Annotated in this window: 14 protein-coding genes; 9 read left to right on the top strand and 5 right to left on the bottom strand. The window is 48.5% G+C overall.

Annotated elements, in window-relative coordinates:
* Positions 1–128: 128 nt before the first annotated feature.
* From MiSe_RS29845 to MiSe_RS29860, 4 genes are all read right to left on the bottom strand, one after another.
* Positions 129–2120 carry a serine/threonine-protein kinase gene (locus tag MiSe_RS29845; RefSeq protein ID WP_226587237.1) on the bottom strand — a complete coding sequence of 664 codons (1992 nt, stop codon included), beginning with the start codon at positions 2118–2120 and terminating at the stop codon, positions 129–131.
* A gap of 73 nt (positions 2121–2193) precedes the next feature.
* The gene (locus MiSe_RS29850) at positions 2194–2523 is read right to left on the bottom strand and encodes a DUF3593 domain-containing protein (protein WP_226587238.1); all 330 of its coding nucleotides are present in this window, start codon (positions 2521–2523) and stop codon (positions 2194–2196) included.
* Positions 2520–2858: a DUF2499 domain-containing protein gene (locus tag MiSe_RS29855; RefSeq protein ID WP_226587239.1), complete on the bottom strand. Its 339-nt coding sequence runs from the start codon at positions 2856–2858 to the stop codon at positions 2520–2522. The genes MiSe_RS29850 and MiSe_RS29855 overlap by 4 nt, the downstream gene beginning before the upstream one ends.
* Positions 2859–2924: 66 nt before the next feature.
* The gene (locus MiSe_RS29860) at positions 2925–3185 is read right to left on the bottom strand and encodes a DUF1816 domain-containing protein (RefSeq protein ID WP_226587240.1); all 261 of its coding nucleotides are present in this window, start codon (positions 3183–3185) and stop codon (positions 2925–2927) included.
* Between the two features lie 425 nt (positions 3186–3610).
* Here MiSe_RS29860 and csaB point away from each other — a divergent pair, with 425 nt between their 5' ends.
* The 7 genes from csaB (at position 3611) to MiSe_RS29895 (ending at position 10390) form a co-directional block, all read left to right on the top strand.
* Positions 3611–4663: a polysaccharide pyruvyl transferase CsaB gene (gene csaB / locus MiSe_RS29865; RefSeq protein ID WP_226587249.1), complete on the top strand. Its 1053-nt coding sequence runs from the start codon at positions 3611–3613 to the stop codon at positions 4661–4663.
* A gap of 219 nt (positions 4664–4882) precedes the next feature.
* Positions 4883–6415 carry a mitotic spindle assembly checkpoint protein MAD1 gene (locus MiSe_RS29870; protein WP_226587241.1) on the top strand — a complete coding sequence of 511 codons (1533 nt, stop codon included), beginning with the start codon at positions 4883–4885 and terminating at the stop codon, positions 6413–6415.
* A 46-nt stretch (positions 6416–6461) separates the two neighbouring features.
* Positions 6462–7142: a response regulator transcription factor gene (locus tag MiSe_RS29875; RefSeq protein ID WP_226587242.1), complete on the top strand. Its 681-nt coding sequence runs from the start codon at positions 6462–6464 to the stop codon at positions 7140–7142.
* The gene (locus MiSe_RS29880) at positions 7108–8454 is read left to right on the top strand and encodes a sensor histidine kinase (RefSeq protein ID WP_226587243.1); all 1347 of its coding nucleotides are present in this window, start codon (positions 7108–7110) and stop codon (positions 8452–8454) included. Before MiSe_RS29875 ends, MiSe_RS29880 begins: the two co-directional genes overlap by 35 nt.
* Positions 8455–8585: 131 nt before the next feature.
* Complete coding sequence (locus MiSe_RS29885) at positions 8586–8867, top strand: peptidase (protein ID WP_226587244.1); 282 nt, start codon at positions 8586–8588, stop codon at positions 8865–8867.
* A 246-nt stretch (positions 8868–9113) separates the two neighbouring features.
* Positions 9114–9851 carry a rubrerythrin family protein gene (locus MiSe_RS29890; RefSeq protein WP_226587245.1) on the top strand — a complete coding sequence of 246 codons (738 nt, stop codon included), beginning with the start codon at positions 9114–9116 and terminating at the stop codon, positions 9849–9851.
* A 119-nt stretch (positions 9852–9970) separates the two neighbouring features.
* Positions 9971–10390, top strand: coding sequence for a QcrA and Rieske domain-containing protein (locus MiSe_RS29895; RefSeq protein WP_226587246.1), 420 nt, complete (start codon positions 9971–9973; stop codon positions 10388–10390).
* Positions 10391–10423: 33 nt separating this feature from the next.
* Here MiSe_RS29895 and MiSe_RS29900 read toward each other — a convergent pair whose 3' ends face one another.
* A complete protein-coding gene (locus MiSe_RS29900) occupies positions 10424–10756 on the bottom strand; it encodes a hypothetical protein (RefSeq protein ID WP_226587247.1) in 333 nt (110 codons plus the stop codon).
* 40 nt (positions 10757–10796) lie between these two features.
* Between MiSe_RS29900 and MiSe_RS51270 the strand changes: the two genes are divergently transcribed.
* Both MiSe_RS51270 and MiSe_RS29905 read left to right on the top strand, forming a co-directional pair.
* Positions 10797–10928, top strand: a complete 132-nt coding sequence (locus MiSe_RS51270; protein WP_264196724.1) for a hypothetical protein — start codon at positions 10797–10799, stop codon at positions 10926–10928.
* An 11-nt stretch (positions 10929–10939) separates the two neighbouring features.
* Complete coding sequence (locus MiSe_RS29905) at positions 10940–11707, top strand: peroxiredoxin-like family protein (protein WP_226587248.1); 768 nt, start codon at positions 10940–10942, stop codon at positions 11705–11707.
* Positions 11708–11954: the final 247 nt, after the last annotated feature.

An 11954-nucleotide genomic window follows, 5' to 3' on the forward strand; every position in this document is an offset into this window, starting at 1 on the left:
CTTAACACAGACGCTTGCCTGACAATTAGGTAGCTAAGAGAAGACTGGCAGAAATATCAAACTAGCCATTAGCAATTAGCAATTAGCAATTAGCTATTAGCACTATCTATGACCGCAGCAAGCATAACTTACTTTTCCCATATCTTGATCGTATTATCGAAACTGCCGCTGACAATGGTTTGTCCATCTGGACTAATTGCTACAGAACTAATCTGGTTAGTATGCCCAGTAAGCGTGTAAAGCAGTTCGCCATTGTTGATATTCCACAGCTTGAGAGTCTTGTCGCTGCTACCGGAAACAAGCATCTTGCCATCCGCACTGATGACAATCGAATTAACTGACTCTGCATGATCCGAAAGCGTGCGGATTAATTCTCCGGTACTTGCATCCCACAATTTGATTGTTTTGTCCTTACTGCCGCTGGCGATAATTTTCCCATCAGGACTAATGGCGACCGAATTGACTAAATTAAAATGCCCGCTGAGAGTGCGAAGCAATTTTCCACTATCGATAGCCCACAACTTGATTTGGTTGTCAAGACCGCCGCTGGCTAAAAACTGTCCGTCCGGGCTGATGGCGACTGATTTAATCATGCCTGCCGGACTCAACAGCGTACCCCGCAGCGTTCCGGTGGTGAGCTTCCATAATTTAATTGTCCTGTCCTTGCTACCGCTGGCGAGAGTTAGCCCATCCGCACTGATAGCGACAGAACTCACATCTCTGCCATGATCGGTTAAAGTGCGAAGCTGGCTGCCAGTGAACAGATTCCAAATCTTAATCGTTCTGTCATCGCCGCCGCTGACCAGCATTTGCCCATTAGGGCTGATGGCGACGGTATTGACAGCCTTTGAATGTCCGCTGAGGGTTTGCAACAGTTCTCCCGTCTGGAGATGCCAAACTTTAATCTTGTCATCGAGACTGCCGCTAGCAACGGTTTGTCCGTTGGGGCTGATGGTAACCGAGGTGACCCAGGATGAATGTCCGCTGAGGCTATTTACGCATCCCCAAGTGCCAGTTTTAGGGTTAGAATTTATGCCTCTGGGAAGGGGGGGTCTGGAAATCGGCGGTCTGGAGATAGGGGGATTGGAAACCGGCGGTTGGGAGACGGGGGGGTCAGACAGGGGCGCTTTTGGCAGCGGCAGTCTTGCACCCGGTGGCGGAGAGATTGGGGCAGGCGGAACCGTGGCAGGTTTTGGCGGTGTCTTGAGGGGGGTAGGGGGAGCCAAAGGTTGACCGCCGATCTCCCTGAGTATCTCATCCGCAGACTGGTAGCGATCGCTCACCAAGTCTTTCAGCATTTTGTCCAAAATCTGCCCCAAGCGATCGCTGACATTTATGCCTTTTTTGAGCAAATAATCTCGCCAGATCCAGCGACCTTGCAACGGATTGTACAACTCTTCCGGTTTGATTCCCGTTATCAGGTGAATGCAAGTTGCACCCAAACTGTAGATATCGCTTGCCGGATACACTTGACCGCTTCGCAGTTGTTCTAACGGTGCATACCCTTCCGTACCAATTCTCGTTCCTGGTTGGATTTGAGTCGTGTCTTTCAACTGCTTGGCGATGCCAAAATCTATTAGCACTAACCTGCCATCAATCTGGCGGCGAATAATATTCGCCGGCGTAATATCCCGGTGAATGATCTGGCGGTCGTGGATAAACTTCAAAACTGGTAGGATATCGCCCAACACCTGCCGGATTTTTTGTTCGCTAAAAATTCCCTGCCGGTGCAACTCCTGAAACAAAGTTTGCCCTTCGATGAACTGCTGCACCAGATATAGGTATTTGTCCTGCTCGAAGTAAGCCAGCAGCGTGGGTATTTGGGGATGCTCTCCCAATTCGTGTAGCCTGACTGCCTCTTGGTTAAACAGTCGGATTGCCTTGTCTAGGGAATTTGTTCCTTGAATTTGGGGCGAAAATTGTTTAATCACGCAAGGAGTTTTTAGCCTATCTTCATCTACTGCGAGATAGGTTCTGGCAAATCCTCCCTGACCGAGAGGACGGATTGGGCGGTAGTGACCCCTCAGCAGCGGCACTAATTTTGCTTTGCAGCTAGTGCAAAACGGTTCGTTTTCAGGATTGAGAGGCTGCTGGCAATTGGGATTTAAGCAACAGATCATAGTGACAAGGAACCCGAAGGACTTGTATTTTATTTTGCCTTTTATACGGGTATGCTATCTGTTCGCCGCAAAATCAGACTTTCTCTTGGCGCGATTCTTTTGGAGAAACCGACTCGCGTTGCGATTTTTCCATTACTGCCTGTCTGAAACCCAGCACCACCAAGATGTTTGACAGCGTTAAGAAAAACTCTGCCCCACCGTGCAACCAATCCACATTCGCGAGGGACTCCCCGTAAACAATTTTCGCATAAATTCCCGCCGGAATGGTGACGCCGACAAACACCAATGTCATGTAAAACCCAATCAACGCCAAACGCGGTGCTTGTTTGGAACGGGTGAGAAACCACAAAAAACCCAGGTATGGAAACAGGGATAGGGCAAACAGGGCATCTTTTGATATCATGATTCTTTTGCTTGGTCTTGACTGAGTTGCGCCGGATTAGCCGACTGGGCATTTCGCCAAATCCACCACGCCGCGGCACAAAGCGTACAGTTTCCCAACACCGTCATCGCTGCTTGCAGCGTCACCAGCCATTCCAGAGATGGTGGATTATCAAAATAATGCCAAGTGCAGGCACACATGGCACTAACTAACGCTGGTAGCATAGCAAAAGATAAAGCATACCACGTCCGGTTGCCGCTGACTTCGCCGTAAGTCCAGATCAACCAGATCGCAGCAATCCACTCAATCACGCTCGAAACGTGAATAATCCAGGTAGGAATCGATAGTGCGTGCATCGCTTGTTAACATCTGCAAACATTTTTCTATCCTACCGTTTCCCTAGCCCCTAGCCCCTTGTTTGGTCAGTCTTGAAAAATTGTTAATTCATTGGGACTGTAGAACTTGATCTGGATTTCTATTTCTTGGGCGCCTTCCTGTTTTAAGTCTTCCAGGTAGCCTTCTTGAGCCTGTTCGGCTTCGCTTGCACTATCGAAAGGCCCAAAATAGTAGATACAGTAAGGTTGTTTTGTTTTTACTTCCAGCCACCACAACATTTTTACACCTCTTTTTTTTGACTGAGCTATTTCTCTGACAATTTTTTCTGGTTTTTGACTCTTTTGCACCCCTATCTTCTTTTAGTTAAAACCGGATAAATCAGCCTCCCTTAAAAAAAATTAAACTTGTCAGACAGGTATCTCTGACTATTCAATAGATGGTCAACAAGAATTGACTTCAAGCTTAGCAAGTAAATGAGTTTATCGAACCTCTTTCCCCCTCTACTAAAAGTTAGCTATTTTTCAGGTATTGTAAAAAATACAAAAACTAAACACCCAGCGTAGGCCGGGAAAATTGCGAAAACAGGCTCTTGTAGGTGTACAGCCAAAAAATAGAATAGGTAGATGCCATTAGTCAAGAGTCTAGACTTCGATCTGGTGAATCTCACCCGATAGGATTGTCCGGCAAGGGCTACCCATTGACAGCCTCAAGACTTTTTTACACCCACCCACTGAATTTAAACTGATACAGAGAATACATTTTGAGCAAAGACATGGGCAAGATGCGGGCAGTGTTGTGCGGCTACTACGGCAAAGGCAACGGTGGGGATGAGGCATTATTGGCGGCGCTGCTGCAAATGCTGCCCGAAGAGGTAACGCCGATTGTACTTTCGGGGAACCCAGGTCAAACCACCTCGCGTTACAAGGTCCGCAGTTGCGATCGCTTCTCGCCGTGGCAAGTTTATTCTGCGATTAGATCTGCCGACGCTTTCATTTGGGGTGGCGGCAGTTTGATCCAAGATGTCACCAGCATCAACAGTGCCTTTTACTACGGCGGCTTGATGGGATTAGCCCAGCAGATGGGGAAAAAAACTATCGCCTGGGCGCAAGGAATTGGGCCGTTAAAACGCCCGATAACCCGCGCGATGGCAAGGCGATGCTTCGCCAACTGTAGCGCGGTCAGCGTGCGCGACAAAGCCAGTGCTGGCTTAGTATCAGAATGGCATATACCCTTTTGGATCGCTCCCGATCCGGTTTGGGCATTAGAGGGCGCACCCGTCAAAGGACTGTGGGACTTACCAGCACCCAGAATCGCAGTCACCTTGCGATCGCATCTTGAGCTAACTCCGGCGCGTTTGGCTTGTCTAACCCGCGCCCTGATCGACTTTCAGCGAGCAACGCAAACCTGTATTTTATTAGTACCGTTTCAGCAATCCCAGGATTTGGCGCTCGCGCAATCAATCCACGCAGCGATGCCGGAAGTATCCCATATCATCTGCCTGGAAGATCCCAAACAGTTAAAAGGCTTATTTGGTGGCGTGGAAATGGCAATCGGAATGCGCTTCCACAGTCTGATTATGGCTGCTGCGTCTTTCTGTCGCTGTTTCGCCCTCAGCTACGACCCCAAAGTCAGCCAACTAATGCAAGAATTACAATTGCCGGGATGGGATATTGCCGGATTGCCCAACGACCCTAATATAATTAGTCAAACCTGGCTGGAGTGTTATGCCAATGGCGAACCCCTCTCGCCAGTGCAAATTCAATCTTTAGTAGACCGCGCCCTGATGCATCAAGATTTATTAAAGCAAACCTTAACCCTGGGATAGTAGCCAAGGATCAAAGTAATCCGATTACAATGATTGGCAAGTGGCCTAGTTGTAAAGGACTTACCCACGTCGATGCCAGAAACTGGGTTTCGACCTAGATCTCTAGTTTCCCAAGCAACGATTTTTCAGAGAAACCCGGTTTCTTTGCTTGGGTCCTAGTTGTAGATAACGCGAAAACAAATACCTGTCAAACAGTCGTTAACCTCTGAGGTAGAAGCGATGAGCGAAGCTGAAATTCCCAACAACGAACCAGGTCTGCATGAGGCGAATCAGCCAACGCCTGCGCTAGATTCCTCAGCAGATACCACTAACTTTATTAACTTATCAGTCCAGGAGCCAGAAAATTCTGCGCTCGTTGATGATATAGATCGGTCAACAAGTGCTTGCGAACCCGAACCGATAGAAGATCGCCAAGGTTCTGCCCCACTACCAACTACAAGCGAAATAGTTGCACCCGTTGAGGATGTTAACCGCGATGACGCCGAGGAAAATAGCCAGCTTGAGGAGGCGCTGACTTGGCAATCCGACTTAGACGTAGTAGAACTGGTGACGTTAAGTCAATCCCTACAACAGCAAAATAGCGAACTGCTGGGACACGTAGAACAGTTAGAAACGCTCCTAGATGAGTGCCACAGTGCGTTGCAGTTGCAGATGAAGCGCAATCAAAGCTTAGAAACGAGGCTAAGCGAACAAAATCAAGAACTCACCAAAACACAAGAGCAACTGACGCGGTTATTCCGGGAGTTGGAAGCTTCTCATCAAGTCGCGCAGCGCCAGCAAATTTTAATCGAAACTTTAAGCCAGCAAATGGAAAGCAGCCAGGAACAGTTGGCTCAACTGGAGAGGGAATGCGCCCATATCCAGCAAAAATACAACGAACAATCTTACACTTTGTCAATCAGCGAAAATACCTGTACCGAGTTGCGCTCGCGCTTAGAACGCCAGCAACGTTATTCGCTGCAATTGAAAGCCGCTTTAGATAAGTGTTTGGAAGTCCCTTACCAAACCGAAATCCCAGCAGACATGGGCAACGCTCCAGTCGGGGCAGCAGAATTACAATACAATCCCCAAAATGCCTCTGCTAGGCTGCGCTTGCTGCTAAAACCGCAACCGATCCAACCTTGGTCAGTATCCTTGGACTCTATTTCAGAAGATACCCCATCAGACCAAACCGACCAAACCGACAGCAGCAGCGAACCTGCTTTAAACCAGCCTTTGACAGCAGAAACTCCAGAACAAGTTAGCACCCCAATTGAATGGCTAGCACAAGAAGAGCCAGAAGTAACCAGCGAGGCAATAAAAGATACAACGCCCGTACCAGTAGCGCCTAAACCCCAATTGGGCGATGATTTACCCGATTTAAGCGGGGATGTTAACCGCAATATTAACGAAGCCGAAAAAGTTTTGTGGGAAGAATTGGAAAGGTTGACACAAGCTGCGATCGCATCCACCAACATTCCCGCCCCGGAACCCCCTGTAGCGCCCCAGCCAATTCATTTACAAGCTTGGAAGCCGGTAACCCCAGAACCAATTAGCAACCGTCAGTCAGCCCCACAACCCCAGGAGGAGTCGGCAGCGTTGCCAGAACCCACCTCTGTCAGCAGTATCGTCCCCGTTACTCCCAACGAGTCTATCGACCTCTCTGAGGCTGCCAACTGGCCCGCACCTGTAGTTTATCCCCAACGCCCGCAAAAGAAAATCAAGTCCTTAGCGGCTATTGACCTGCCATCTTTTCCACCACTGAGGAAATAGCAGTCAGCGCCAGCTAAGCGATCAAGGCTTGATCAAACCGAGGGCAATGAGAATCCTGTTGGTTGAAGACGATGAGCAACTTATGGATGCTTTGGTGGAGATCCTCACCGATAAACAACACTATATCGTTGAAACTGCCACCGATGGAGAAACAGGCTGGGAACTTGTAGAGGCGGCTCCCTACGATTTGATTGTGCTGGATGTGATGCTGCCAAAGTTGGATGGCATCAGCTTGTGTCAACGGTTGCGGCAAAATGGCTACATGACACCCGTCCTGATGCTGACAGCTAGAGATACTAGCAGCGATCGCGTCATGGGTTTAGATGCCGGGGCAGACGATTACGTCGTCAAACCTTTTGACCTACCAGAGTTATTGGCGAGGATTCGGGCATTGCTGCGTCGAGGCAATACAGCTGTATCGCCTGTTCTAGATTGGGGAGATCTGCGCCTCGATCCCAGCATTTGTCAGGTTACCTATCGAGGGCAACTACTACATCTCACTCCTAAGGAATATGGCTTGCTAGAACTATTCCTGCGGCACAAGGGAGGGATTCTCAGCCGTTCCACTATCATCGACCACCTGTGGTCACTTGATGACCCACCCTCAGAAGAGACGGTGAAGGTGCATCTCAAGGCATTACGTAAGAAACTGAAAGCAGCAGGTGCGCCTACCGATCTAGTGGAGACAGTTTATGGCATGGGCTATCGCCTCAAACAAAACCAGTAATCCTCACTCTCATGCCCTACGCTGGCGGTTGTTGCTGTCTTACTTAACAGTAATGATGGCTATTTTGGCAGCATCGACTGTAGCAGTTTATCAATTTACGCGCCGCAGCCTTTATGAGCAGCTCGACCAACGCCTTTCGATTTTGGCGCAAGCTGCTTCCCATAGTTTATTGACAATCAAGGCACAATATGCTAAAGAACCACAGATCGATCCCGCAAGGAACGCGGCATGTTCCCCAATAGAACGTCGTTTGGATCGCGATCAAGACTTAGACATCCCGTGGCAGCAGTTGCGCGAATACCATCAGGGCGTTGAATGGTTTGATGGACAGAGGCGATTAGTGGGTAACGCGGGTACCCTGCTGCATGGTTTGCCGCCTAGTCCGGGGTATCAAACCCTACAGCAGGGGAAGATACGGGCTGTCACGCTGGCAGTTTACGGTAAAGGTGACCGTCAATCGCGATTGGAGGGTTACATTCGCACCAGCGAAGAAACACAAGAGGTAGAAGCGGTTCTCAGTAAGCTGCGGTGGGGATTGGGGGTTGGTGGGGCGATCGTGTTGGGTGTGACGGGGTTAGGGGGCATCTGGCTAACCCGGCAATCGGTAAAGCCGATTGAGCAAAGCTTTCAGCAGCTCAAACAGTTTACTGCTGACGCAGCCCACGAATTACGCAGCCCACTAGCCGCGATTAAAACCTCGGTTCAAGTCATGCAGTATTATCCAGAGCGAATTCATCCGCAGGATATGAAGAAGCTTTTGGCGATCGCTGCGACGACCAATCATACGATCCGTCTCGTAGAAGACTTGCTGCTGTTGTCACGCATCGATGTGGCAGCTATCACCCAGAAGCGGGAATGGGTTTGTCTATCACTAGACAAGATGATCGAGGATGTATTGGTTCTGCTACAACCCCAAGCCCAGGAAAAGGGTATTACCCTCCAGGTCAACTTGCTGACTGGTGTGATGGTTAACGGAGATGCCCTACAACTGACTCGTTTATTTAGGAATTTACTCGAGAATGCCTTGCAGTACACACCAGCGGGTGGAAAAGTAACGCTGGCTATGAAGCTACGCGATCGTTTCGCGATTGTCTCTGTGGATGATACTGGCATTGGCATTGCACCAGCAGATCTGAAGTTTGTGTTCGATCGCTTCTGGCGCGCAGACAAAGCGCGATCGCGGCGGGAAGGCGGGATGGGAATGGGGTTGGCGATCGCCCAGTCCATTGCTCAACACCATCGGGGAGAGATCGTCGTCAGCAGTCAGTTGGGAGTTGGCAGTTGCTTTCAGGTGCGTCTTCCTCTGGCTTAGAAAATTCTTGTGGATCTACCCTGTTTTCTTTACGGTTTAGTTTTAGCCTTTAAAGTAGCTCAAAGGCAGCGACAAGTTGGCAAACCAACAGGGATAGATCCCGCTGCCAATAAATACTTGAGGTAATTCTCATGAGTCGCGCTTTTCGTAAATACCATCGCCAGATTGCCATCGCTGTATGTCTGCCTTTACTGTTAACTGCCTTCACTGGTTTGGGCTATAACATCCTCGATGAGTGGTTTCACCAAGAGGAACTAGCAGAATTACTGCTAAGCATCCATACCATGAAAATCCTGCATTTGGAAGAAATTTATCCACTGCTCAACGGTTTAGGGTTAGTTGGCTTACTGATAACTGGATTGAGTATGACGGGCTTATTTAGGCAACAGCCAGCAGTCAAAAAAAGCGAGTAGCTAATCCTAATTTTCAGTTTTCGATTATCTGTTAATGGGTTGCAGTTTTGAGGTTGAAAGTTGAAGGCTTTCAATCAGGAATTACGCGCATATTCCGGGTTTATATGAAAAATCGTTGATTTATCAAATAGAGATCTACCAAGAAGCCCGGTTTCTGACCTCCGAAGTGCGTAAGTCCTGTCAATCTGGGAAGTTTCTTTGTCTGAATTTTGACCTTTTTCCAATTCTCTTAAGGAGGTTTTAGCTATGATTCGTTTCTCCAACATTCCCTTGGTTTCCAAGAAAACCGTTATTTTGATGTCTGCGGCTGTTTTAGGAGCAATCTCCCTCGTTAGTTGCAGCGAATCTAAAACGCCTGTAGTTATGGTTGAGTCATCTCCTTCAACCCAGCAGACTGTCCAACCCGAATCACCGACGTTGCAAAACCTTCAGAAAGCATACAACGGTGAATCCAATGCTCACGTAATGTACCTGGCATTTGCTCAGAAAGCAGATGAGGAAGGCTACAAGGGCGTAGCAAGTCTCTTCCGAGCCGCAGCGGCAGCTGAAGCTATCCATCGAGATAATCATGCCAAAGTTATTCAGGCAATGGGGGCAACACCTCAAAGTACGATCGTTCAGCCAGATGTGAAATCAACCTCCGAAAACTTGCAGCAATCAATCAACGGGGGTGCAACTCTAGAAGGCTTGAACAAGGCGATTAAAGGGGAGTCCTACGAGCGGGATAGTATGTATCCTGGCTTCATTGAGCAAGCAAAAGCTGAGGGCAATCAAACTGCTGTGCAAACGTTTAGCTACGCGCTAGCAGCCGAGACTCAGCACGCTCAACTTTACACACAAGCCAAGAACAACCTGGAAAAATGGCGTAATCAAACCCACAGTTTCAATGTCTGTAACGTTTCTGGGGAAACAACAATGGTTGAGGATGGCACTCCCAAATGCCCTACAGATGGTTCTCGAGCGGGATTTGAGAAGGTAAGTTGAGCGCTAAACCTGTTACCTGGTCAGTAAAACTTTCAATCGCACAAGCATATCAAAGGGGAGGAAGATTACCTTCTTCCTTCCCTGGGTAGAGTTATCGAGCTTTATTTGAGGATTTCTTGATGAAACGTCGTGAGTTTATAACTGTTGCCAGTTCGATTCCTGTGGTAATTGCCGCCTGTTCTCCCAAAGCTGCGAAGCAGGTTGCCAGTCCGCCTCGTGCTGATGGTTTTCAGAGGGTGGGTACGGTTGCAGACTTGGACAAAAATGGGCAAATCCTTGCTGAGCAAGTAGCGGGTAGCAATAAAGTCTTGGTGGTTCGAGATCCGATGAACAAAAGCAAGATTATGGCAGTGAAACCAACCTGTACTCACGCGGGTTGTACGGTCTTATGGCAGCAAAATCAAAATGCGTTTGTCTGCCCTTGCCACGATTCTAAATTTGCCAGCGATGGTAAAGTGCAACAAGGTCCAGCAGATGAACCACTTGCCACCTATGTAGCAAAACTGGAAGGCGATTCAATTCTAGTTAAAGTGGGCTAGAACTGAGACTATAGCTTGAAATTGTGAAAGTTTTCATGGTGGTGCGTTACTAAAAGCGACTAGATTGGGTTTTTCGACGAATAATAGAGAAAATATCGGATTATCTAGCAACGCTTGCCGAAATTTTGCGCCTAACTGCCATAACACTTGAGTTGGCGTGTTAGGATTTCCTGCCACATTTTGGCGAGTCTCGGTATCGTCGCTGGAAGAGAGAATTCGCAACACTTCACTCGTAGCACAAGGGTTCTTGGCAACAACCCTTGCCAGTTCAGTGCTAATCTGGGCGAGTTCGGTTAAGCGATCGCCACAGGTGTTTTCATTTGCTCCTTCCTGTTTTATAGCGGTTTGCAACTTGGTGAAATACACTTATAGCCATTTTCCGTCGCATCAACGGGGGGTAGGGAACATGAATAAGTTTTGTCGCTACGGGCAAAGTTTTTTGAATGTTCCCTACAATGTGTTGTGTTGCACCCAATTGAAAACTGTTGTAAGCGATCGCATTCCTCCCAAGTTATTATTTCAGGCCATTCCTCAATAAAAAAGCAGCCGATGAATCCACATACCATTTTGAGCCAAACCGAGCGCCAACGGGTGAGCGACGGAGCAGTTGTACCCATATTGAGCGGTTGCGAGTCTTCACCTCGACAACTGGTACTGCTATTGCCACAATTGGGAGATTTCGACAGCCTGGAATATGCTTGGTGGTTGCAGCGAGATGCCAAACGGCTTCAAGCACAAGGGATAGCAATCCGAGGGGTGGGAATAGGCGATCGCAAGTCCGGCGAGCGATTCTGTAGTTATACCGGATTTCCGGCAGAATGTTTGTTTGTAGACCCCACCGCCCAACTGCACCAAAAACTCAATCTGTATCCAGGTTTATCGCTCAAACTACCTGGTTTATCCCCTGGTGTAAACGCTTGGCTCAACCTGATGCTAATGTGTGCTGGAATTGGTAGTCCTGGCACTTTGGCGGAAGTATTTCGAGGGTATCGAGGCGATCGCCAAGCACCTCAATTAATTGGCGATGAAGAAATTATCCAGGCTCCCCCTCTCCCGCCGCTCAAAGGTTCATTCTTTGGATTGGCAGGTGGCAAAGGTTTTCAGCGTCCGTTTGAGTTAGCAACCTTGCGATTGCGGAATATGGGAGAAGTGCTGACTAATTGGAAAACCTATGTTCCTAATCCTGCTTATCTAACCCAAAGAGGTGCGACTTTCCTGTTTAATGCTCAGGGGGATTTACTCTACGAGCATCGCGATTCTGCCATCCTTGGTTTTGCTGCTGATAAGAGAAATCCCCTATCTTTTCTCTCACAATGAAAGCATGAAAGCGATCGCCAGTTGTAGGGGCACGGCAATCATCAAATCAGAGCTTGTACAGAATATTTCCCATGCCGTGCCCTCAGCTGTTGTAGGGGCACGCCAATCATCAAATCAGAGCTTGTACAGAATATTTCCCATGCCGTGCCCTCAGCTGTTGTAGGGGCACGGCAATCATCAAATGTTGGCTGGTACAGAATATTTCCCATGCCGTGCCCTCAGCTGTTGTAGGGGCACGGCAATCATC

Origin of the sequence: Microseira wollei NIES-4236 (assembly GCF_020521235.1) — a bacterium.
Lineage (GTDB): Bacteria > Cyanobacteriota > Cyanobacteriia > Cyanobacteriales > Aerosakkonemataceae > Microseira > Microseira wollei.

Excerpts from the sequence above, each read along its gene's own strand:
- MiSe_RS29905 (WP_226587248.1), top strand. The coding sequence starts at position 10,940 with ATGAATCCACATACCATTTTGAGCCAAACCGAGCGCCAACGGGTGAGC.
- MiSe_RS29880 (WP_226587243.1), top strand. The coding sequence starts at position 7,108 with ATGGCATGGGCTATCGCCTCAAACAAAACCAGTAATCCTCACTCTCAT.
- MiSe_RS29875 (WP_226587242.1), top strand. The coding sequence starts at position 6,462 with ATGAGAATCCTGTTGGTTGAAGACGATGAGCAACTTATGGATGCTTTG.
- MiSe_RS51270 (WP_264196724.1), top strand. The coding sequence starts at position 10,797 with ATGAATAAGTTTTGTCGCTACGGGCAAAGTTTTTTGAATGTTCCCTAC.
- MiSe_RS29870 (WP_226587241.1), top strand. The coding sequence starts at position 4,883 with ATGAGCGAAGCTGAAATTCCCAACAACGAACCAGGTCTGCATGAGGCG.
- MiSe_RS29850 (WP_226587238.1), bottom strand. The coding sequence starts at position 2,523 with ATGATATCAAAAGATGCCCTGTTTGCCCTATCCCTGTTTCCATACCTG.
- MiSe_RS29855 (WP_226587239.1), bottom strand. The coding sequence starts at position 2,858 with ATGCACGCACTATCGATTCCTACCTGGATTATTCACGTTTCGAGCGTG.
- MiSe_RS29890 (WP_226587245.1), top strand. The coding sequence starts at position 9,114 with ATGATTCGTTTCTCCAACATTCCCTTGGTTTCCAAGAAAACCGTTATT.
- MiSe_RS29895 (WP_226587246.1), top strand. The coding sequence starts at position 9,971 with ATGAAACGTCGTGAGTTTATAACTGTTGCCAGTTCGATTCCTGTGGTA.
- MiSe_RS29885 (WP_226587244.1), top strand. The coding sequence starts at position 8,586 with ATGAGTCGCGCTTTTCGTAAATACCATCGCCAGATTGCCATCGCTGTA.
- MiSe_RS29845 (WP_226587237.1), bottom strand. The coding sequence starts at position 2,120 with ATGATCTGTTGCTTAAATCCCAATTGCCAGCAGCCTCTCAATCCTGAA.
- csaB (WP_226587249.1), top strand. The coding sequence starts at position 3,611 with ATGGGCAAGATGCGGGCAGTGTTGTGCGGCTACTACGGCAAAGGCAAC.